At 70.8% G+C, this 21,941-nt stretch carries 16 protein-coding genes; 7 read left to right on the top strand and 9 right to left on the bottom strand.

Annotated features, from left to right (window positions below; all coding sequences use genetic code 11):
* Positions 1-227 precede the first annotated feature (227 nt).
* Entirely contained in the window at positions 228-1,793 is a 1,566-nt protein-coding gene (locus tag ACFVW6_RS30610; RefSeq protein ID WP_378832492.1) for a flavin monoamine oxidase family protein, read from the top strand.
* A gap of 29 nt (positions 1,794-1,822) precedes the next feature.
* Positions 1,823-2,467 carry a Rid family hydrolase gene (locus ACFVW6_RS30605; protein ID WP_378832381.1) on the top strand — a complete coding sequence of 215 codons (645 nt, stop codon included), beginning with the start codon at positions 1,823-1,825 and terminating at the stop codon, positions 2,465-2,467.
* Here ACFVW6_RS30605 and ACFVW6_RS30600 read toward each other — a convergent pair.
* The 4 genes from ACFVW6_RS30600 to ACFVW6_RS30585 all read right to left on the bottom strand — a co-directional run bounded on the left by ACFVW6_RS30600 (position 2,464) and on the right by ACFVW6_RS30585 (position 12,316).
* Positions 2,464-8,574 (bottom strand): amino acid adenylation domain-containing protein, encoded by a 6,111-nt coding sequence (locus tag ACFVW6_RS30600; RefSeq protein ID WP_378832384.1) that lies wholly within the window; start codon positions 8,572-8,574, stop codon positions 2,464-2,466. The two genes, ACFVW6_RS30605 and ACFVW6_RS30600, sit on opposite strands and share 4 nt — an antisense overlap.
* A 440-nt stretch (positions 8,575-9,014) precedes the next feature.
* Positions 9,015-9,965: a lysophospholipid acyltransferase family protein gene (locus ACFVW6_RS30595; RefSeq protein ID WP_378832387.1), complete on the bottom strand. Its 951-nt coding sequence runs from the start codon at positions 9,963-9,965 to the stop codon at positions 9,015-9,017.
* Between the two features lie 5 nt (positions 9,966-9,970).
* Positions 9,971-10,789: a GNAT family N-acyltransferase gene (locus tag ACFVW6_RS30590; RefSeq protein ID WP_355284390.1), complete on the bottom strand. Its 819-nt coding sequence runs from the start codon at positions 10,787-10,789 to the stop codon at positions 9,971-9,973.
* Positions 10,790-11,047: 258 nt separating this feature from the next.
* Positions 11,048-12,316 (bottom strand): NAD(P)/FAD-dependent oxidoreductase, encoded by a 1,269-nt coding sequence (locus tag ACFVW6_RS30585; RefSeq protein ID WP_378832389.1) that lies wholly within the window; start codon positions 12,314-12,316, stop codon positions 11,048-11,050.
* A gap of 133 nt (positions 12,317-12,449) precedes the next feature.
* Here ACFVW6_RS30585 and ACFVW6_RS30580 point away from each other — a divergent pair, with 133 nt between their 5' ends.
* Positions 12,450-13,304, top strand: coding sequence for a LysR family transcriptional regulator (locus ACFVW6_RS30580; RefSeq protein WP_189027249.1), 855 nt, complete (start codon positions 12,450-12,452; stop codon positions 13,302-13,304).
* 11 nt (positions 13,305-13,315) lie between these two features.
* Here ACFVW6_RS30580 and ACFVW6_RS30575 read toward each other — a convergent pair whose 3' ends face one another.
* Positions 13,316-14,281 (bottom strand): aminoglycoside phosphotransferase family protein, encoded by a 966-nt coding sequence (locus tag ACFVW6_RS30575; RefSeq protein ID WP_378832392.1) that lies wholly within the window; start codon positions 14,279-14,281, stop codon positions 13,316-13,318.
* A gap of 100 nt (positions 14,282-14,381) precedes the next feature.
* Here ACFVW6_RS30575 and ACFVW6_RS30570 point away from each other — a divergent pair, with 100 nt between their 5' ends.
* A complete protein-coding gene (locus ACFVW6_RS30570) occupies positions 14,382-14,846 on the top strand; it encodes a GNAT family N-acetyltransferase (RefSeq protein WP_378832396.1) in 465 nt (154 codons plus the stop codon).
* 50 nt (positions 14,847-14,896) lie between these two features.
* On the opposite strand, the gene ACFVW6_RS30565 is transcribed toward ACFVW6_RS30570, so the two are convergent.
* The 4 genes from ACFVW6_RS30565 to ACFVW6_RS30550 all read right to left on the bottom strand — a co-directional run bounded on the left by ACFVW6_RS30565 (position 14,897) and on the right by ACFVW6_RS30550 (position 18,100).
* Positions 14,897-15,547, bottom strand: a complete 651-nt coding sequence (locus ACFVW6_RS30565) for a hypothetical protein (protein WP_378832398.1) — start codon at positions 15,545-15,547, stop codon at positions 14,897-14,899.
* Between the two features lie 31 nt (positions 15,548-15,578).
* On the bottom strand, positions 15,579-16,229 hold the full coding sequence (locus ACFVW6_RS30560; RefSeq protein ID WP_378832400.1) for a Uma2 family endonuclease: 651 nt from the start codon (positions 16,227-16,229) through the stop codon (positions 15,579-15,581).
* Between the two features lie 92 nt (positions 16,230-16,321).
* The gene (locus tag ACFVW6_RS30555) at positions 16,322-17,278 is read right to left on the bottom strand and encodes an electron transfer flavoprotein subunit alpha/FixB family protein (protein WP_355282146.1); all 957 of its coding nucleotides are present in this window, start codon (positions 17,276-17,278) and stop codon (positions 16,322-16,324) included.
* 36 nt (positions 17,279-17,314) lie between these two features.
* Entirely contained in the window at positions 17,315-18,100 is a 786-nt protein-coding gene (locus tag ACFVW6_RS30550) for an electron transfer flavoprotein subunit beta/FixA family protein (protein ID WP_189027240.1), read from the bottom strand.
* A 191-nt stretch (positions 18,101-18,291) separates the two neighbouring features.
* Here ACFVW6_RS30550 and ACFVW6_RS30545 point away from each other — a divergent pair, with 191 nt between their 5' ends.
* From ACFVW6_RS30545 to ACFVW6_RS30535, 3 genes are read left to right on the top strand one after another with little or no spacing between them, the layout of a single operon-like run.
* Positions 18,292-19,080 (top strand): methyltransferase domain-containing protein, encoded by a 789-nt coding sequence (locus tag ACFVW6_RS30545; RefSeq protein WP_355282149.1) that lies wholly within the window; start codon positions 18,292-18,294, stop codon positions 19,078-19,080.
* Complete coding sequence (locus ACFVW6_RS30540; protein ID WP_355282151.1) at positions 19,077-20,606, top strand: glycoside hydrolase family 57 protein; 1,530 nt, start codon at positions 19,077-19,079, stop codon at positions 20,604-20,606. The genes ACFVW6_RS30545 and ACFVW6_RS30540 overlap by 4 nt, the downstream gene beginning before the upstream one ends.
* Complete coding sequence (locus tag ACFVW6_RS30535; RefSeq protein WP_357343957.1) at positions 20,603-21,856, top strand: glycosyltransferase family 4 protein; 1,254 nt, start codon at positions 20,603-20,605, stop codon at positions 21,854-21,856. The genes ACFVW6_RS30540 and ACFVW6_RS30535 overlap by 4 nt, the downstream gene beginning before the upstream one ends.
* Positions 21,857-21,941 lie beyond the last annotated feature (85 nt).

The raw sequence follows: 21,941 nt of genomic DNA, 5'->3' as shown, positions 1-21,941 counted from the left end.
CCCGCCGGTGCGGGCGACCCTAACCAGGCCGGGTTTCGGCGATATTGCGGTGGTGAGTCCGTCGGCGCACGACGAGTGAGAACGGGCCGCCGCGCCTCTCACTCGCCGACCGGTGAACGTTTTCCCCGGCGTAGCGCCACCGCCCCACCCTCCTTCGAGACTGTCGCAGAACGGACATCGCGGATCAGCGGACGGAGCGGCCCATGGCAGTCACCAGAAGATCATTCATGCAGAGTCTCGGGGTCACCGGCGGCGCTGGCCTCGCCTACGGCGCGCTGTCGACACTGGGGCTCGCGCCCGCCACCGCGCAGGTGCCGTTCCGGTCCCCCGCCATGGGCGATCTCATCGGCAAGTCGGGGTCGGGCGCGTCGGTCGTGATTCTCGGTGGTGGGCCCGCCGGGCTGTGTGCGGCCTACGAATTGGGCAAGGCGGGCTACGACGTCACCGTGCTCGAGGCCAGGAAGCGGCCGGGCGGGCGGGTGTGGTCGGTGCGCAACGGCACCACCGAAACCGACCTCAACGGCGAAACCCAGACCTGCACCTTCGCCGAGGGGCACTACTTCAACCTGGGGGCAACGCGAATTCCGCAGGGCCACATCACCCTCGACTACTGTCGCGAACTCGGCGTCGACGTCCAGCCCTTCGGCAATCAGAACGCCAACACGCTGGTCAACTACCAGAGCGCGACGCCGATCTCCGGGCAGTCGGTGCAGTACCGCGCGGCGAAGGCCGACATGTACGGCTATCTGTCGGAGCTGTTGCAGAAGGCCGCGTCGCGTGGCGCGCTCGACGACGTGCTGACCGGCGACGACAAGGAGGCGCTGGCGTCGTTCCTGCGCGATTTCGGCGATCTGTCCAGTGACGGCCGCTATCTCGGCTCGACCCGGCGCGGCTACGCGTCCGAGCCCGGCGCCGGTCTGAACTTCGGCGACCAGCGCAAGCCCTTCGCCATGTCCGACACCCTCCGCAGTGGCCTGGGCCGCAACTTCAGCTTCGAGTTCGGCTACGACCAGGCCATGATGATGATGACCCCGGTCGGCGGCATGGACCGCATCTACACCGCCTTCCAGCGCGCGATCGGCAACGACCGGATCCGTTTCGGCGCCGAGGTTTCGGCCCTGCGCAACACCCCGGGCGGGGTCCGGGTCGAGTACACCCGCGACGGCGCGAAGCAGGCCGTCGACGCCGACTACTGCATCTGCACGCTGCCCCCGAATCTGGTCGGGCGCCTGGCCACCAACCTGCCCGCCGACGTGCTGACCGCGTTGAAGGCGGCGGTGCCGGTGTCCTCCGGCAAGCTCGGCATCGAGTACTCGCGGCGCTGGTGGGAGCTGGAGGACCGGATCTACGGCGGCGCGACCAATACCGACAAGGACATCGCGCAGATCATGTTCCCGTACGACCACTACCACGGCGAACGCGGCGTGGTGGTCGGCTACTACAACACCGGCAAACGGCACCAGGCCTTCGAATCCCTCACGCACCGGCAGCGATTGGCGAAGGCGGTGGCGGAGGGCTCGGCGATCCACGGCGAGAAGTACGGGCGCGACATCGCCTCCGCGTTCTCCGGCAGCTGGCGGCGCACCCGGTATTCCGAGGGCGCGTGGGTCGGCTGGTCGGGCAGCGACGCGCACGGCGGCGTGGCCACACCGGAGTACACCACGCTGCTCGCGCCGGTCGAGCGGGTGTATTTCGCCGGGGACCACCTGTCCAACGCGATCGCCTGGCAGCACGGGGCCTTCACCTCGGCCCGCGATGTCGTGACCGCCCTGCACGCCCGCGTCGCGGCCTGACCCACCCTTCCGGACAAGGAGAACCGACCATGAAGACCCTGATCAGCGCGACCGCGGCGACCGTCGTAGCGCTCACCCTCACCGGCTGCACCGCCGACTCCGACGCCGCCGAGGCCCCGAAGCAGCCGCCGAGCTCCTCGATTCTGGAAGCCGGACAGGCCACTCCGATGATCGCGCAGGGCGTGGTGATCGCCGCCGACGCCGCCGTCTACAAGACCAGCGGGATCGGACCGACCGCGCTCAACACGGCCGCGCCGGCGGGCAGCCCCGAATCCTTCATCGACACCCAGCAATTCGCCGGTGGCAAGCTGACACCCGGCGTGAGCGTCACCGAGGCACAGGGGATGTCGGTGCTGGCCAGGATCAGGGAGAACCTGGAGGCCCGCGGACTGAGCCTGGACAACGTGGTCACCATGCGGGTGTTCCTCGACAACGCCCCCGGCACCGATCGCGCCGACTACGCGGGCTGGAACCGGGCCTACCGCCAGTTCTTCGCCAACACGAACCTCGATACCGGCGACACCGAGTTGGTCCCGCTCGGCACCGCGACCCCGGCCGCTCCCCTGGTCCGTAATGCCGCGCGGCCGAGCAGGTTCGCGCTCGAGGTGGCGAGCCTGCCGGTCGCGGGCTGGCTGGTCGAGGTGGAGGTCGACGCGGTGTTCCCGGCCGGCTAGGCCGGGGTCAGGCTGTCCGCGCCGGGGGACGGGAAGAAGCCGACCGCGATGTAGTGGTCGAAGTAGCGGCTGATCACCGTCGCGTCGACCGCGGGGAACTCGATCGGCAGGCCCCGGTACGGCTCGGCCGGGGCCGCCGATTCGACCGCGCTCAGCACCGTCGCCGGGGTCGCCGCGGCGATGGCGGCGGCGTAGTTGCCGCTCAGAGCCGAGGCGCGGGCCAGGATCGGGTCGGCGTCCGCGCGTTCGCCGGCGGTGGTCAGGGTCAGGCCGAACTCCATCGGGTCGATGAAGTCGAACCGGTAGTGGCGGCGCAGGATCTCCTCGTAGACCACCTGCAGCGGCACCTGGGCGCCCGCCGCGCGATAGATGTTGCCGATCGCGGCGGCGTCGCGGGACTGGCGGACGATGCCCGCCGCGACATGGTCGACCGGGGCCATCTCGACCCCGATCGCGCGCACGTCGACGGCGACGCCGAGCACCAGCATGGCGCGCAGCATGGTCCACCAGGCGTCCTCGGCCGGGGCGACGCCGGTGCGGGAGTCGCCGGTGATCAGGCCGGGCCGGTAGACGGCGACGGGGATACCGCGCTCGATCGCGGTGTGCACCAGCTGTTCGGCGACCCACTTGGTCATCGCGTAGCCGGGCAGCCCGCCGGGCACCCCGCTGTCCTGCGGGATACCGGCCAGCACCGACAGCGTCGAGACGTAGTGGATCGGCTTGACCCGGGTGGTGGTCGCCAGGCGCAGCACCTCGGTGGTGCCGCCGACATTGGCCTCGCGCATCCGGCCGTACGGCTCGAGGTGGTTGACCAGCGCGCCGTTGTGATAGATCGCGTCGATCCGGTCGGCCAGTTCGGCGAAGCGCTGCGGCTCGATGCCCAGCCTGGGCTGCGCGAGATCACCTGGTACGCCGACGATCCGGTCCAGGTGCGGACGCAGGTCGATGCTGTACTTCGCGGCGGTGGCCACGATCCGGTCCACCGCGCTCGCGTCGTCGGTGGCACGGACCAGGCAGTGGATGGTGGCCCCGGTCTGCTCGAGCAGTTCGCGCAGCAGGAAGCTGCCGAGGAAGCCGGTGGCGCCGGTGAGCAGCAGGGTCGCCGGGTCGCCCGCGCGCCGCGGCGCGCAGCCGGTGAGGTCGATCGCGGGGTCGAGGACGGCGTCGGCGGCCGGATCGGGGCCGGCCGCCGAGGCCGATGACTCGTCGCGCACGGCCAGTGCCAGGTCGCTGACCAGCGGATAGCTGAACAGCAGCCGCAGCGGCACCTCGATATCGAGGCGTTCGGCCAGCGCGGCGCGCACCCGGATCGCTGAGAGCGAGGTGCCGCCGAGGACGAAGAAGTCGTCGTCGCGGCCGACCCGCTCCAGCTCGAGGACCTGCGCGAACACCGTCGCCACGATCTCCTCGTCGGCGGTCGCGGGCGCCTGGTACTCGCGCAGTTCCACCGGCGGCGCCGGCAGCGCCTTGCGGTCGAGCTTGCCGGTGGCGCCGAGCGGGAACTCGTCGAGCTCGAGCAGCCGGTGCGGAATCATGTACGGCGGCAACAGGGTCCGGATCGTCGCCTGCACGTCGGCGAGGTCGACGGTCCGGCCGGCCGCCGGGGTGACGTAGCCGACGAGCTGTTCGTGGTGCACGGTCACCGCGGCGCCGGCGACGGCCGGATGCGCGCGCAGCGCGGCCTCGATCTCGCCGGGCTCGATGCGCAGGCCGTGCAGTTTGAGCTGGACGTCGGTGCGGCCCAGGTAGGTCAGGTCGCCCGAGGGGAGCCTGCGGACCAGGTCGCCGGTGCGGTACATGCGCTCGCCGACGGGACCGTACGGATCGGCGACGAAACGCTCGGTCGTCTTGTCCGGGCTGCCGAGGTACCCGCGCGCCAGCTGCGCGCCGGCCAGATACAGCTCACCGGGCGTGCCGACCGGCACCGGCTGCAACCGGGCGTCGAGGACGTAGGCGCGGGAGTTCCAGTGCGGCTTGCCGATCGGGACGATCCCGTCGCCGATCTCGGTCACATCGGCGGCGGTGATGGACACCGTCGCCTCGGTGGGGCCGTAGAGGTTGTGCAGCCTGCCCGCGGTGGCGGTGGTGAAGCGGGTGATGGTGGCGTTGGGCAGCGCCTCGCCGCCGACCCACACCGCGCGCACCGAACGCAGCGCCCCCGACGGGGCCGCCGCGAGCAGCATCTGCAGCACGGACGGCACGATCGTGGTGCCGGTGACCCGGTGCCGGGCGATGAGATCGGCGAGGCAGGCCGGGTCGGTGAGACCGTGCGCGGCGGCCACGATCATGTGCGCGCCCGCGCGCAGCGGGGTCGCGAAGCCGATCATCGAGGCGTCGAAGGTCCACGGAATCGATTGCAGGACGGTGTCGTTCGTGCCCACCGCGTATTCGCCGACCATGAACGCCGCCTGGTTGACGATGGCCGAGTGCGGCACCCCGACGCCCTTGGGCTTGCCGGTGGACCCGGAGGTGAAGATGACGTACGCCAGGTCCAGCGCGCGCAGCGGGCGGAGCCGGTCGGCGTCGGTCAGCGGGCGGTCCGGGAAAGCCGACAGCGCACCGGACGTCGCGACCAGGTCGACCGAGACGACCGGCAGTCCGGCGACGTCGACGGTGTCGGGCACCGTGGTCAGCACGCAGGCCGGGCGGGCGACGGACAGGATGTCGGCGCGGCGGTCGGCCGGGGCGTCCGGGTCGATCGGCACGTAGGCGCCACCGGCGGCGAAGACCGCGTACATGGCCACGACCAGGTCGATCGACGGCCGGATCGCGACCGCCACGGTCGCGCCGGGCCCGACGCCGGTGGCGACGAGCAGCCGGGCCAGCCGGTTGACCCGGCTCGCGAGTTCGCCGTAGGTCAGCGTCGTCTCGGCGAAGGTGACCGCGGGCGCGTCCGGGCGCAGCAACGCCTGCGTCTGGACGGCCTCGGCCAGGGTCGCTTCCGGCACCAGCCGCACGTCCCCCGCGGGTTCGGCGCGCTCGGCCGCCGTCAGCAGCGGCAGATCGCCGACCGGCCGTTCCGGCGCGGCGACGGCGGCGGCCAGCAGCCCGGCCAGGCGCTGGCCGAGCCGCGCCATGGTCGACTCGTCGAACAGGTCGGTGGCGTAGCGCCAGGAGCAGCGCAGTCCGGCGGGGCCCGCCGCGTCCTCCCGCGGGACGACGGTCAGCTGCAGGTCGACCGGTGCGACCTCGTCGCCCAGGTCGACGGCCGAGACCACCAGGTCGGGCAGTTCCAGCCGGGCGCCGCCGAAGTTCTGGAACGACAGCGCCACCTGGTAGAGCGGGTGGTGCGCCTGGGTGCGCGGCGGATCCAGTTCGGCGACAAGGCGTTCGAACGGCACGTCGGCGTTGGCGAAGGCGGCCAGGTCGGTCTCGCGGACCCGATCCAGCAGGGCGGTGAAGGGCTCGGCGTCGTCGATCCGGGTGCGCAGCACGACGGTGTTGACGAACATGCCGACCAGGTCGTCGAGTTCGGGCTCGCCACGGCCCGCGACCGGTGCGCCGACGGTGACGTCATCGGTGCCCGCGACGCGCGCCAGCAGCACCGACAGCGCGGCCCGCACCACCATGAACAGCGACGCGTTGTGGTCGCGCGCCAGGGTTTCCAGCGCCTGATGCAGCGACGCGTCGAGCGTGAAGTGGTGCGCGGCACCGCGACTGCCCGCGACGGGCGGCCGCGGCCGGTCGGTGGGCAGCTCCAGCAGGGTCGGCGTGCCCGCGAGTGCGGTGCGCCAGTAGCCGAGCTGCTGGGCCAGCAGCGAACCGGCATCCTCGGCAGCGCCGAGCATCTCCTGCTGCCAGAGGGTGTAGTCGGCATACTGCACCGGCAGCGGCGCCCAGTCCGGCGCCGCGCCGTTGGTCCGGGCGGCGTAGGCGGTCACCAGGTCGCGGGTGAGCGGGGCCAGGGAGAAACCGTCGGTGGCGATGTGGTGCACCACCACGGCGAGCACGTGCTCGGTCGCCGAGAGCTGGAACAGGGCGGCGCGCACGGGAACTCGCGCGCAGACGTCGAAGCCGCCGAAGGTCAGCCGGGCCAGCTCCATCCGCAGGTCGGTCTCGGCGATCGCGGTGGCGACCACGTCGAGTCCGGCCTCGGCCACCGGCAGCACCCGCTGGTAGCCCTGGCCGTCGTACTCGGGGTACACGGTGCGCAGGACCTCGTGGCGGTCGAGGACGTCGTCGAGCGCGGCGGTCAGCGCCGCGGTGTCGAGCGGGCCGGACAGGCGCAGCGCGACCGGGATGTTGTACGCGCTGGAACCGGGGTCGAGCCGGGCCATGAACCACATGCGCTGCTGGGCGAGCGAGAGCGGGACCCGCTCGCCGCGCTCGCGCCGGGTCAGCGGCACCCGCACGGCAGCGTCGCCGACGAGCGCGTCGAGGGCGGCGGCCAGCGCGGCGACGGTGCCGTGCTCGAAGACGGTGCGGGCGGGCACCCGCACGCCGGTGCTCGCGCCGAGGCGGCCCGCCAGCCGGGTGGCGAGCAGGGAATTGCCGCCGAGGGCGAAGAAGTCGTCGTCGCGGCCGATCGCGTCGGCGCCGAGCAGGTCGGCGAAGACCTCGGCGACCGACTCCTCGGTGCCGGTGCGCGGGGCCTCGAACGCGCGGGCGGTCAGCTCGGGTTCGGGCAGGGCCCGATAGTCGAGCTTGCCGACCGGGGTCAGCGGCAGCCGCTCGAGCGGCACGATGGCGGCCGGGACGGCGTGCGCGGGGAGCCGCTGCTCGGCCAGGCGGGTCAGCGCGGCCGGGTCGACCGTGGCGCCCGCCGCGGGCACGACGTACGCGACGAGCGCGTCCACGCCGCTGGGCAGGGTCCGCACCAGGGTGGTGGCGAAGCGGACCGACGCGTCGGTGGTGAGCACCGCGTCGATCTCGCCCAGCTCGATGCGGAAGCCACGCAGTTTGACCTGGGCGTCGGTGCGGCCGAGGAAGGTCAGCTGGGGATCGCCGTCGGCGGTGAGCTCCCATTTCACCAGGTCGCCGGTGCGGTAGAGCCTGCCGCCGGTGATCGGGTCGGCGACGAAGCGGGCCGCGGTCAGCCCGGCCCGCTCGTGGTAGCCACGCGCCAGGCCGGGACCGGCCAGGTACAGCTCGCCCGGGGTGCGGTCCGGCACCGGCCGCAGCCGCGCGTCGAGCACGACGGCGGTCATGCCGGGGATGGGACCGCCGATGGTGATCAGATCACCGGGGGCCAGCGGATCGCTGATCGAGGCCGCCACGGTGGTCTCGGTCGGGCCGTAGAGGTTGTAGAAGTTGCGGCCCGGCGACCAGCGCGCGATGAGTTCCGGCGGGCAGGCCTCGCCGCCGACGACGATCGCGGCCAGGTCCGGCAGGCCCGACCCGTCGACGCCGGCCAGCGCGGCGGGGGTGATGAAGGCGTGGCTCACCCGTTCGGCGCGCAGCAGGTCGGTCAGTTCGTCGCCGCCGTAGATGTCGGGCGGCGCGATGACCATCGTCGAGCCCGCGCCGATGGCGAGCAGCAGTTCCAGGATGCTGGCGTCGAAGCTGGGCGAGGCGAAGTGCAGCGTGCGGGACGCGCCGGTGATCCGGAAGCGGCGGATCTGCTCGGCGCACAGGCCGGCCAGGCCGGTGTGGGTGACGGCGACGCCCTTCGGCACGCCGGTCGAGCCGGAGGTGTAGATGATGTAGGCGATGTCCTCGCCGAACAGCCTGCGGGTGCGGTCGGTGGCGACCACCGGGGCGTCCGAGGCGTGTTCGAGCTCGGCACGGCACTCGGCGGAATCCAGCGCCAGCCAGCGCAATCCCGCGTCGAGCCGGTCGGCGTCGGCGGCCAGGGCGACGCCGAATCCGGCGCCGGAGTCGGCGAGCATGTGCGCGACCCGGTCGGCCGGGTAGCGCGGGTCGACGGGCACGAACGCAGCACCGGTCTTGGCCACCGCCCACAGCGCCACCATCGACTCGATCGAGCGGGTCAGCGCCAGGACCACCCGGTCACCGGGGCCGACGCCGCGACCGATCAGCACCCGGGCCAGCTGTGAGGACTGCTGGTCGAGTTCGGTGTAGGTGAGCACGCGCCCGGCCAGGCTCAGCGCGGGTGCCTCCGGCGCGCGCTCGACGGCGGCCATCAGCAAACGGGGCAGGGTGGACACCGGCGATCGACGGCCGCGGCGCGCGGCGGGACGACGTACGCCAGAAGCTTGCTCGGTCACCGGTAATGCTTCCCTTCACCATCGATCACCCCTGCGATCGCACTGTTCGAACATCGCCTGGACTCTCGGCTACACCGGGGTATCGGGAAAATCCTGCGTGACGGTACCGCAAATATCTCATCAATTTCGGCGCAGCGGCAATGTAGAGGTTTCAGCACACGGAAGTTGGGTATAGCCAACTGCCCAGTATGTAATCCACGTCATACGCAGGTCATATGCTGTGCGAACGACTTTCGCTGCGGACACGAATGTTTCACATTTCGGGCCGACCGCCCGCCGGGCACGGACCTGCGAATTCCCGGCAATCCGAAACGCGCGAACACCTCTACCGGAGATCGCGCGCGCGATCTCCGGTAGAGGTGAATGGCACCGAGTTTCGGTTACCAGGCGGTAGCGGAAACTTTCTCCGGCGTCTGCTGATCGACCGACGGATCCTGCACGCGGGTGTTGCCCGCTTCGATCCACTCGGTGTCGAGCACGCCGTGCCGGGAGCGGTCGGTGCCGCGCACGGCGGCCTCGCACCGTCGGGCGAGATCACGGCGATCCAGGCCGGGGTGCTCGAGCGGCTCGAGCGAGATCTCGACAACCATGCCGCGGCTGCGCAGCACCCGCTTCGCCGAATCGGCGAAGGTGTCCTCGCCGACGAAGCCCGGCACCGTGCACGGCACTCCGTGCCGGTCGAGATAGCGCAGCCGGACCGGCTGCACGGGGGTGGTGGTGTCGATCGCGGCCTGGAACATGGCCGGGCGCATCGAGCCGTAGGCCCGGCCGCACCAGGTGGTGCCCTCCGGGAAGACCGCGATCCGATTGCCCTCGGCCAGCCGCTGCCCGACCTGGCCGACCACCCCGGGCAGCTCGCGCAAGCGAGCCCGCTCGATCGGGATCACCCGGGTGAGCTGGGCGAGCTTGCCCAGCACCGGCCAGTCGACCATGTCGGCCCTGGCGACGAAGCTGACCGGCTGCACCGCGGCCAGCGCGACCACGTCGGCCCAGCCGATGTGCCCGGTCACCACCATCACCGGGGTGCCCGGATCAGCGAAGCCCGCCGTCGACGCGCCCTGCTCGGCCGAGCGGTTGTCGACGATGCGCAGCCGCATCCCCAGGCAGCCGAGCGCGGCGCGGGCGTACCGGCGCTGCAGGTTCTCCCGGCGGGACTTCGGCGTGGCCGCGGTCAGCACGGGGAAACTGAACACCAGGCCGATGATCCCGGCCAGCCGGGCGATCATCCTGGCGGAACCGACCTCGTCGATCGGTTCGATGCAGCGTGAACCACAGGGGCTCGACGGCATCCACGAGTGCGAGTGGGTGGCGGGCGGCGCGTCGAACACCATGATGGTTACTTCCCGTCGAAATTGGCGGCCGCGCTCTGCAGCCGCTCCAGATACCGGGTGTTGATGGTTTCCAGGCCGAGCAGCGCGACGAAGTCGGCGACGGCGAAGTCGGGGTCGTGGGCCGGTTCGCCGCAGATCTCGGCGCCCAGGCGCAGGTAGCCGCGCAGCAGCGGCGGGAGCTTGGGGCGGCTCGGCGGGGTCATCTCGTCGAGCGCGACGCCGTCGACGACGACCGGCCGGTACGGGTGCACGCGCCGCTCGGGGTCGCACGCGTGCCTGCCCAGGAGCATGTCGCGCACGCCGCGCACATTCACCCCGGCGGGGTCCTCGGGGCCGTCCTGCATCGGCACCGAGACACAGCCCATCACCCAGTCGTAACCGGTGAGCTGGATGTAGTGCAGGATGCCCGCCCACATCAGGGTGAGCACCGAGCCGTTGCGGTGGTCGGGAACCACGCAGGCCCGGCCCATCTCGACGATCCGGTGCCCGGTCGGGTCGAGCTGGGTGAGATCGAACTCGGTCGCCGTGTAGTACCCGCCCGCGGCGGTCACCTTGTCCGGCGGCAGCATCCGGTAGCAACCGACGAACTGCTCGGTGAACTCGTCCCGGACCAGCAGGTGGTCGCAGTGCTCGTCGAACCGGTCGGCGTCGAGGCCGGTCCCGTTGTCGGGCATCCGGAACCCGGGCTCGGAGGCGAAGACCTGGAATCGGAGCCGCTGCGCGGCCTCCCTGTGCTCGGCATCGGACGCGACGACCAGACTGTACCGAGACTTCCCCACCCCGGAGTCCGGCGCCGGCGCGGTCAACACGGACGAAATTGTCATACCGCTGATGAAGCCAGTCCGAGCTGGCATCGGAGCGACACATCGGTGTCGTGTCGATGCCCGTTCGGTGAACGAGACACCCGTCACACCGCGCGTTCACCGATGCGCTGCTCAGCGTTCGCCCACCTGCGGGTTTCTAGCCGAAGAGGCCGGTTTCGGGGCCGGATCGGACCGCACGGCCCGGCCTGGCGACCCGCATTCCGATGCCCCGGAACGACGATCGGCCCGCCGTGTGACAGCGGGCCGATCGCGGAGTGCTCAGGCGGCCGAGCGCGCCGGTTCGGCGCTCTTCGCGGTCCGCTCGGCCTCGTCGAAGCCGGGGCGGGCGGTGCCGATGAAGGCCACCAGCCACGAGGCGACCGCGGCGAAGCGGTTGCGGAAGCCGACCAGATACATCAGGTGCACGGCCAGCCACATCGCCCAGGCGACGGTGCCGCGGAAGCTGACCCGGTCGTTGAGCTTCACGACGGCGCTGAAGCGGCTGATCACCGCCATGCTGCCCTTGTCCCAGTAGACGAACGGCGTGCCCGCGTCCTTCTTGCGCCGGATGATGTCGGCGGCGTGGCGGCCCTCCTGCATGGCGACCGGCGACTGGCCGGGGTAGCCGTTGAGCGAGGTCATGTCACCGATCGCGTAGATGTCGGCGTGGCCGCCGACGGTCAGGTCCGGGTTGATCAGCAGCCTGCCCGCGCGGTCGGTCTCGGCGCCGGTGGCCTCGGCCAGCAGCGCCGCGAACCCGCCCGCCTGCACACCGGCCGACCACACCACGGTCTCGGCGGCGATACCGCGCTCGATGCCCTCGGCGTCCTTGACCGTCACCTTGCCCTCGTCGATATCGGTGACGAAGGTGCCCAGCAGCACCTCGACGCCGCTGTCGGTCAGCGAGCGCTTCGCGTACTCCGAGAGCCCGCCACCGAACGGGGGCAGCACCGCGCCCGCGCCCTCGACCAGGGTCACCGAGACCTCCTGGTGGAAGTGCCGCTTGGCGAGCTCCTTGATCTGGCCCGCCACCTCGACACCGGTCGCGCCGGCGCCGACCACGACGAAGCTGAGCAGCCTGCGCCGGGTCGCCTCGTCGGCGCCCTGCGCCGCGGCGAACACCGAGGCGATCTGGTCGCGCAGCCGCTGGGCGTCGTCGATGGTCTTGAGCGAGAAGGTCTTGTCGGCGAAGTCGTCGCGGCCGAAGTAGCTCTGGCTGGCGCCGGTGGCCGCGATCAGCGAGCCGTAGCCGATCTGGCGGGTACCCTCGGCGGTCTCGTAGGTGAGCACGGCGGCCTCGGCGTCGATCGCGGTGACCTTGCCGAGCCGGACGTCGGCCTCGGGGTGGCGGCGCAGTACGTTCTTGATCGGCGGCGCGATCTCCTCGGGCGCGAGCACGCCGGTGGCCACCTGGTAGAGCAGCGGCTGGAACAGGTGCTCGGGCGTGCTCGAGATCAGGACGTAGTTGATTCGTGACTTGCTCAGTTGCTTGGCCGCGGCGAGTCCGCCGAAGCCCGAACCGACGATGACGACATCCGTGTGTTCCATGATCGCGCGCTCCAAGATCGGTAATGAGTCCTTTCATATGAGTAAACGCGATGCGGAACGCAGATGTTTCCAGTGTTTGGGCGCATACTGAAGATGACTCTTATCTGTATAACTAATCAATAGGAGGGACCTGGTGGAACTTCGCCAGCTGGCGTACTTCGTCGCGGTGTGTGAGGAGCTCAGTTTCAGCCGCGCCGCGAGCCGCTGCTTCATCTCCCAATCCGCGATCAGCCACCAGATCGCGAGACTCGAACGTGACCTCGGCGCGCAGCTGTTCGAGCGCACGACCCGCGCCGTCGTCCCCACCGACGCCACCCTGCGGCTGCTGCCGCTGGCCAAGCAGATGCTGAGTCTGGAGTCAGCGATCCGCGCCGCCGTGCGCACCACCGGCCCGCGCATCCGCCTCGCCGCCAACATGTCGTTCGCGGCGCGCTCGCTGTCCGCGATCGCCGCCGCCCGCGCCGCCCACCCCGACGCCGAGATCGAATACGTCATCAAACCGTTCCGCCAGCGGATCACCGCCGTGGCCGACGGTGACTGCGATCTGGCGCTGATCCGCGGCAGTGTGGACCAGCCAGGGCTGGCGGTGGAACAGCTCTGGGTGGAGGACCTGGTGATCGCGATCTCCAGCAGTCACCCGCTGGCGGGCAAGGGCGTCGTCACCCTCGCCGACCTCAGCCCCTATCCCCTGCTGCTGCCGCCCGAACAGGAACAGGTCCTGCTGCACACCCTCATCCGCTCGGCCTTCGCCGACCTGCCCGTCGGCCCCACCTTCGGTCCCCCGATCCCGCCCGACCACACCGCCACCATGGAACTGCTCAACCGACCGGAATCCTGGACCGTCCTCTACGAGGGCCCCACCAAGGGCCTGCTCACCCTCGACCTCACCGACCACCGCCTGCGCATCCCGGTCTCGGCGGTCCTGCGCGAGGACGCCCGCCAGAATCCGATTGTCAACACCCTGCTCGACGCCCTGCACCGGCGGTAGCGGATGGTCGCCTAGGCGCCGAGCGGGACCGCCAGTGCGTGGGCGACGGCCAGGTGCAGGGGCAGCGTGTCCTCGTCGTCGTCCTCGACCGACCAGATGATCTCCTCGATCGCGCGCAGGAAGGCCCAGGCGTGCGCGCGATCGGTGGGGATGTCGAGGTGGCGGGCCGTGGTCTCGACGACCGTGCGGGCGTGCTCGGGAGTCGGTGCGGACTGGACCTGGATCATGATCAGGAAGCCCGCGTCGAAGGCGGCTTCGCCGAGGTAGGGCTTCGGATCGATGAGGAGCCACGGTTCGCGTTCGGCGGCGACGATATTGCCGAGGTGGGTGTCGCGGTTCACGACGAGCAGGGGGCCGACGGGGACGGCGAGGCGCGCGCACGACGCCAGTGCCCGTTCGCGCAGTTCCTCCGGAAGTACCTCGGCGAGTTCGGGTTCCGGTCGCTGGAGACGTGCGGTCCACTGGGCCACCATGTCGGTCGCGGTCGGCAGGGCCGGATAGTCCGCCGGGACGCCGGTCGGCTCCCGGCGCAGCCTGCGAAGGAGCGTGCACGCCAGGCGAACCCGCTCCGCGTTCTCCGGCCGACCCTCCAGGCTCGGGAAGCCCGGCTGTTCGAGCAGGGGCGCTCCGGGCCGTGCCCACTCCATCAGCATCGCGCCGCTGTCGGCGTCGAACCGGTACAGCGTCACGGCGCCGTCGCCGTCGTAGCAGAACAGCCCGGTCGGCTCCGCGACGTTCTCCTCGTCGACCATCGGGACCTTGAGCACCGCCACCGATCCGTCGCCGCGGCGCACCGGGGCGACGAAGGCGTGCGTGCCGCCCTCGAACGCGGGGCCGATCACCGTGAGCTCCCAAGCCCCACACAGCTTTTCCACCAGCGCGGGAAGGTTGTCGAGCCAGCGCTGTCCCGCGGCCCCGAACACCTCCCGCACCGTCTCCTCGACTTCCGGCGGCACTTCGATCGGCAACGTCGTCACCCACCCCACCCTGCCACGCCGGTCGGTCGAGCCCGGCCGCGCCTACGGGCGACTCGAAACCCGCTCGACAGCGCGGTGCCCGGCCTGCGATTCTGCCCGGATGACCGACACGCCACTACCCGACATCCCCGCCGGTTACGAGGTCTCCACCGAGACCGCCCGCATCGACGCCGCCCGCGTACACACCTGGCTGTCCACCGACTCGTACTGGGCCATGGGCCGGACCCGCGAGCTCCAGGACCGCGCGATCGCGGAATCACTCAATGTCGGGATCTACGACAGTGTCTCGGGCGACCAGGTCGCCTACGCCCGGGTGGTCACCGACCGGACCACCTTCGCGTGGCTGTGCGACGTCTACGTGGACCGCGCCGTCCGCGGCAAAGGCATCGGCGTCGCCCTGATCGCCGCCGTCCGCGACCACCTCGCCCCCTACGGCCTCCGCCGCATCATGCTCGCCACCGCCGACGCCCACACCCTCTACGAGAAGTTCGGCTTCGAGCCCCTCACCGACCCCGAGAAATGGATGGTCCTCGGCCAGCCGGTGCACACCCCCAACCCCCGCTGACCGATCCGGCGGCGGCACAGACGTCACCCGAGACCACTGCCCCGCCGGGCCTAGACGAACCCCTTCTCGACGAGTTCGAATCCGTCCGGACGAATGCGGTGCCGCTCACCCGAGCCGCCCGCCACCCGACACCAACTCGACACATCCAGTTCGTCGGCCTCGGTGTCGAATTCGATCGCGAAGCCGCCGTACATGCCGGGGATCGCCGCCCACATCGTCGCGCCGGGGTACTCGAGCAGCGGCGTCAGCGGCGGCGGCCGGAACCCGCATTTCCGGCAGAGGTCGAGCACCCGGCCCAAAATCACGGCGTGCAACTGACATTCGAGCTGGGCCAGCACGGTCGGATCGACCTCGCGGACCAACGAGGGCGTGAGCCGCTCGGCCAACCGATCGTGGCCGCGCGCGGCCGCGACGTCCGCGGCGGTGTCGCCATCGGCGGTCCGCAAGGTGCGCCAAGCTCCCAGTTCCAGCATTCGTTCGACCACCGGCTCCGGCGCGCAGTGCCATGCCGCTTGATGCAACGGCGCGAATCCCGAACTGCCACCGACCCGAGTCGTATTGATGCTGCGGTCGCGGTCGGCGACCTCGAGCACGACATCCCACCGCCCATCACGTGCCGCGTCGGCCAGCCGATCCCGCGCGGCGATCGAGCGCTCGTCGAAGAACTCTCGCCGATACCAGCCATACCATTGGATCCCCACGGCCACAGCGTATCGCCGATTCGGCGGCTGATCAGAATGCCAGTGCGGCCCAGTCGATCTCGATGGCGAAGGGGTAGGGGAACGAGATGCCGGTCGCGGAGTCGGGTGACCATTGGCCTGCCAGGAGGTAGTTGGCGTGGCGTAGTGGGCGTACACCCGGTGGGAGTTCGGCGTGGCCGATTTCGAGGATGTACACCCGGAGCGCTGCGATACCGGTGAGATCCTGTTGCAGCTCGACCTCCCAGTACGACGGAATACCTGCACCGGCGTAGCGGGCCTTCTTCGCTTCGATCTCGGAAGGGGTATTCGACGGCGACAGGACCTCGCCCACCAGCACCGTGTCGGCAGCACGGACGTCTGCGCCCGGGGTCAGACAGCGGTGTACGAGGAAGTCCGGGGTGACGAAGTCGGACTTGCCGGTCTGACCGAAGAAGACGTTCGTCTCGAGGTTCACGCGCCAACAGCGCTGCGGATCCGTGGACGCGACCTGCCGTGCACAACGCTCGATTTCGTTGGTGAAACGACGCATCGCCGTCTGATGTTCACCGGGCCCACGCCGCAGCCATACGACGCGCCCGTCCCACAGCTCGATCTGGGCGGCGATCTCCTCGGGTAGCTTCTCCAGCTCTTCCCATGTCATCGACTCGGGCAGATCGGGGCGGTCGATCCTCGTCATGACCATTCACACATGCTACGCAGCGACGACGCCGTCTCGTGCGACGCAAGCGGCCCCGCCCGGAGAACCGGACGGGGCCGCGCTCAGCGCTCGAAGCGTCAGCCCTTGTGGGACTTCACGGCCTCGGTCAGCTGCGGGGCGACGTTGAACAGGTCGCCCACGATGCCGTAGTCCGCGATCTCGAAGATCGGGGCCTCTTCGTCCTTGTTGACCGCGACGATGGTCTTCGAGGTCTGCATGCCGGCGCGGTGCTGGATGGCGCCGGAGATGCCGAGGGCGATGTAGAGCTGCGGGGAGACCGTCTTACCGGTCTGACCGACCTGGAACTGGCCCGGGTAGTAGCCCGAGTCGACGGCGGCACGCGAGGCGCCGACGGCGGCACCGAGCGAGTCGGCCAGCGCCTCGACGACCGCGAAGTTGTCGGCCGAACCGACACCACGGCCACCGGAGACGACGATGCCGGCCTCGGTGAGCTCCGGACGGTCGCCGCCCACGATCGGCTCACGCGAGACGACCTTGACGACGCCCTCTTCCTGGGCGGGAACCGCGACGGCGACCTGCTCGCCCGCGCCGGCCTGGGCGGCCGCCTCGATGGCGCCCGGACGGATCGAGATCACCGGCACGTCGCCGGTGGCCTTGGCGTCGACGGTAAACGCGCCACCGAAGATGGAGTGCACGGCCGAGCCGTCGGCGTTGACGCCGATGACGTCGACGAGCAGGCCGGAGCCGATGCGCGCGGCGAGGCGGCCCGACACCTCCTTGCCCTCGGCGGTGGCGGCGACCAGCACGGCGGCGGGCGAGGCGGACTCGACCAGACCGGCGAGCACGTCGACCTTCGGGGTGACCAGGAAGCCGTCGACGTCGTCGGACTCGGCGACGTAGATCTTCTCGGCACCGGCGGCGGCCAGCGCGGAGGCCAGCTTCTCGGCGGTACCGGCCGGGCCGGTGACGACCGCGGCGGGCTCGCCCAGGGTGCGGGCGGCGGTGAGCAGTTCGGTGCTGACCTTCTTCACGGCACCGTCGGCGTGCTCGACGAGCACAAGTACTTCAGCCATTGTTCTTTCTCCTTCGAAGTCTCGGACGGGGCCGGATCAGATGATCTTCTGACCGATGAGGTAGGTGGCGATCTGGTTGCCGCCCTCGCCCTCGTCCGCGATCTTCTCGCCCGCGGTACGGGCAGGCTTCGGGGTGGAGCCGGTGACCTGGGTGCCGGCGTTGGCGACGCCCACGGTCGACGGGTCGATGCCCAGGTCGGCCAGGGTGAAGACCTGAACTTCCTTCTTCTTCGCGGCCATGATGCCCTTGAAGGACGGGAAGCGCGGCTCGTTGATCTTCTCGGTGACCGAGACGATCGCGGGCAGGGAGGCCTCGAGCTTGAACACGCCCTCGTCGGTCTCGCGCTCGCCGGTGATCTTGTCGCCGTCGACGGTCAGCTTGCGCAGGTGCGTCAGCTGCGGGATGCCCAGGTACTCGGCGATGATCGCCGGCACGGCACCCGCGCGACCGTCGGTGGCCTCGTTGCCGGCGATGACCAGCTCGACGCCCTCGACCTGGCCCAGCGCGCCGGCCAGCACCCACGCGGTCTGCACGGCGTCGGAGCCGTGGATCGCCGGGTCGTTGATGTGGATGGCCTTGTCGGCACCCATGGACAGCGCCTTGCGGATGGCCTCGGTGGCGCGATCCGGACCGGCGGCCAGCACGGTGACCTCGCCGCCCTGCGCCTCCTTGATCAGCAGCGCTTCCTCGACGGCGCGCTCGTTGATCTCGTCGAGGACGGCGTCGGCGGCCTCGCGGTCGAGGGTGTAGTCACCATCGGTCAGCTTGCGCTCGGACCAGGTGTCGGGAACCTGCTTGATGAGTACGACGATGTTCGGCATCGGTCTTCGTCGACCTCCTTCTGGATACACGTGTGTGGTGGCCGCACGAGCTGGGCCGTACGTCCGTGTGAGTAGCTCAGAGCGGAACACTACCCTACGCTAAGTTACTCGTGGGTAACCTACATGCACAAGGGGTTCCCAACCGGTCCCTGACTCCTGCGGGAACCGGCGGTACCAGTAACGTCGGAGAAATGAGCGAGGCTGTGATCCCTGCCGCACCTGTGGCCGACACACATGAACCACTGCCGCTGACCGGTGAGCGGACCGTGCCCGGCATCGCCGAGGAGAACTACTGGTTCCGTCGGCACGAGATCGCCTATGCCCGCCTGCTCGACCGTTGCACCGGCAAGACCGTGCTCGAGGCGGGTTCGGGCGAGGGCTACGGCGCCGACATGATCGCCGGCGTGGCCGCGCGTGTCGTCGGCGTCGACTACGACGACGGCGCCGTCGCGCACGTGCGCGCGCGCTACCCGCGGGTCGAGATGATCCAGGGCAATCTGGCCGAGCTGCCGCTCGATGACGAATCCGTCGATGTGGTCGTGAATTTCCAGGTCATCGAACATCTCTGGGACCAGGCGCAGTTCCTGCGCGAGTGCCTGCGGGTGCTGCGCCCCGGCGGGCAGCTGCTGATCAGCACCCCGAACCGGATCACCTTCTCCCCCGGTCGCGACACCCCGCTCAACCCGTTCCACACCCGCGAGCTCAATGCCGACGAGCTGACCGAGCTGCTGGTCGAGGCCGGTTTCACGGTCGCGGAGATGCTCGGCGTGCACCACGGCGCGAGCCTGAAAGCCTTGGACGCCAAGCACGGTGGGTCGTTCATCGACGCCCAGATCGAGCGCGCGCTGGCCGGCGAGCCGTGGCCCGCCGACCTGACCGCCGACGTCGCCGCTGTCACGATCGACGATTTCGACCTGCGGGCCGGGGAGATCGACGCGAGCCTGGACCTGGTCGCGATCGCCGAAAAGGCGAGGCGTTGAACGTTCCAGGCCAGTTCACGCTCGTTCTGCACTCCCACCTCCCCTGGCTGGCCCATCACGGACGCTGGCCGGTCGGCGAGGAATGGCTCTACCAGTCCTGGGCCGCGTCGTACCTGCCCGTGGTCCGGGTCCTGAAAAACCTTGCGGCCGAAGGCCGTACGCATCTGCTGAGCCTGGGGATCACCCCGGTGCTGGCCGCCCAGCTCGACGATCCGCACTGCCTGGCCGGCATGCACCACTGGCTGGGCAACTGGCAGTTGCGCGCCGACGAGGCGTCGATGTCGGGCAATGTGGCGCTGGGCAGGCACGAACACCGGCTGGCCGCGACGGCGCTGGCCGAGTTCGAGCGCGACTGGCGGCACGGCAGCGCGCCGGTCTGGCGCTCGCTCATCGACGCCGACGCGATCGAACTGCTCGGCGGCCCGCTGGCGCACCCGTTCCAGCCGCTGCTCGACGAGCGGCTGCGGCAGTTCCAGCTCACCGAGGGCCTGGCCGACGCGCGCCTGCGCTGGGGCACCACGCCCACCGGCATCTGGGCGCCCGAGTGCGGCTACACCCCCGGAATGGAGCGTAACTACGACGCCGCGGGTGTGACGCATTTCATGGTCGACGGCCCGTCGCTGCGCGGCGACACCACCCTCGGCAGGCCGGTCCGCGACGCCGACGTGCTCGCGTTCGGCCGCGATCTCCAGGTGAGCTACCGGGTCTGGTCGCCGAAGCAGGGCTACCCGGGCCAGAGCGCCTACCGCGATTTCCACCACTACGACCACGCGACCGGCCTGAAACCGTCTCGGGTGACCGGCAAGACCGTCGCCGGTCCTGACAAGGCCCCTTACGATCCGGAATTGGCCGCCACCGCCATCACCCGCGACGTCGCCGACTTCGTCGAGACCGTGCGCGCGCGGCTGATCGAGGAGTCCGCGCGGATCGGCAGGCCCGCCCTCGTGGTGGCCGCCTTCGACACCGAATTGTTCGGGCACTGGTGGCACGAGGGTCCCGAGTGGCTCGAGCAGGTGCTGCGCGCGCTGCCCGAGGCCGGCGTCACCGTCGGCACCCTCGCCGACGCCCGCGACAACGGCTTCGTCGGCGAACCCGTGCAGCTCAACGACTCGTCGTGGGGTTCGGGCAAGGACTGGCGGGTGTGGGCGGGCGACCAGGTCGCCGACCTCGTCGCGCTCAACGCCGACGTCGTCCGGCTCGCGCTGGACACCCTCGACAAGGTCGGCCGCGACGGTTCGCTGCGCGATCCGGTCGCCGACCAGTTGCTGCGCGAGGCGATCCTCACCGTCTCCAGCGACTGGGCCTTCATGGTCTCCAAGGACTCCGCCGCCGGGTACGCCCGCGATCGGGCGCACGAGCACGCGCACGCCGTGCGCGAACTCGCCGAGGCCATCGGGGCCGGCCAGTTCGCCAAAGCGGCCCGTCTCGCGGCAGGATGGAGCCTGGCCGACGGATTCTTCCCAGGTCTGGACGCGCGGCGGTTGCCGACCGCTGTCCCGTCGGCCGCCGCTGAAGGATTCGCATGAAGATTTTGATGGTGTCGTGGGAGTACCCGCCGGTCGTGGTCGGCGGGCTCGGTCGACATGTCCATCACCTGGCGGTGGAGCTGGCCGCGGCCGGTCACGAGGTCGTGGTGCTGGCGCGCAGGCCGACGGGCACCGACTCGATCACCCACCCCACGCACTCCTACATCGCCGACGGCGTGCTCGTCGTCGCGGTGGCCGAGGACCCGCCCTGCTTCGACTTCGGCGAGGACATGCTCGCCTGGACCCTGGCGATGGGGCACGCGATGGTCCGCGCCGGTGTCGCCCTGGGCAAGCCGGGCGTCGGCGAGGGCTGGACGCCCGATGTGGTGCACGCGCACGACTGGCTCGTCGCGCACCCGTCCATCGCGCTCGCCGAGTACTACGACGTGCCGCTGGTGGCGACCATCCACGCCACCGAGGCGGGTCGGCACAGCGGCTGGGTGTCCGGGCGGGTCAACAAGCAGGTCCACTCGGTGGAGTGGTGGCTGACCAACGAGGCCGATCAGCTGATCACCTGCTCGACCTCCATGCAGGACGAGGTGGAACGGCTCTACGGGCCCGAGCTCGCGCCGATCACGGTGATCCGCAACGGCATCGACGTCGGCGCGTGGACCTTCCGGCCGCGCGCGCCCCGCTCCGGGCCGCCCAAGCTGCTCTACGTGGGCAGGCTCGAATACGAGAAGGGCGTGCAGGACGCGATCGCGGCGCTGCCCCGCATCCGGCGCGCGCACCCGGGGACCACCCTGACCGTGGCCGGTGTCGGTACCCAGTTCGACTGGCTGCGCGAGCGGGCGCGCGTGCATCGCGTCGCCAGGGCGGTGCAGTTCGTCGGCAGTCTCGGGCACTCCGAGCTGCTGGGCTGGCTGCACGGCGCGGACGCCATCGTGCTGCCGAGCCGGTACGAGCCGTTCGGGATCGTCGCGCTGGAAGCCGCGGCCGCGGGGGTCCCGCTGATCGCCTCCACCGCGGGCGGGCTCGGCGAGGCCGTCATCGACGGTGTCACCGGCGCCTCCTTCGAACCGGCCGACGTCGACGGCATCGTCGACGCCGCCCGCGCCGTCCTCGACGACCCGGCGACCGCCCAGGACCGCGCCTACAACGCCCGCGAACGGCTCACCGCCGACTTCGCCTGGGACGTGGTCGCCGCCGAGACCGCGCAGGTCTACTCGGCCGCCAAGCGCCGGGTGCGCACCTCGCTGGGCAGGCCCGACATCGTGGAACGGCCGCTGCCCGAGCGCGACCCGAAGTAGGACGCGGCGCTCGTCGCGCGACCGTTCGCGGTTCGCGCGCCGAGCTCGAGTTCACCCACAACGCATGACGCCGCGGCCCCGGCCC

Origin of the sequence: Nocardia sp. NPDC058244 (assembly GCF_042882065.1) — a bacterium.
GTDB lineage: Bacteria > Actinomycetota > Actinomycetes > Mycobacteriales > Mycobacteriaceae > Nocardia.
The sequence above is the reverse complement of the archived record's forward strand: the minus strand, read 5'-3'. Positions and strand labels throughout refer to the sequence as shown.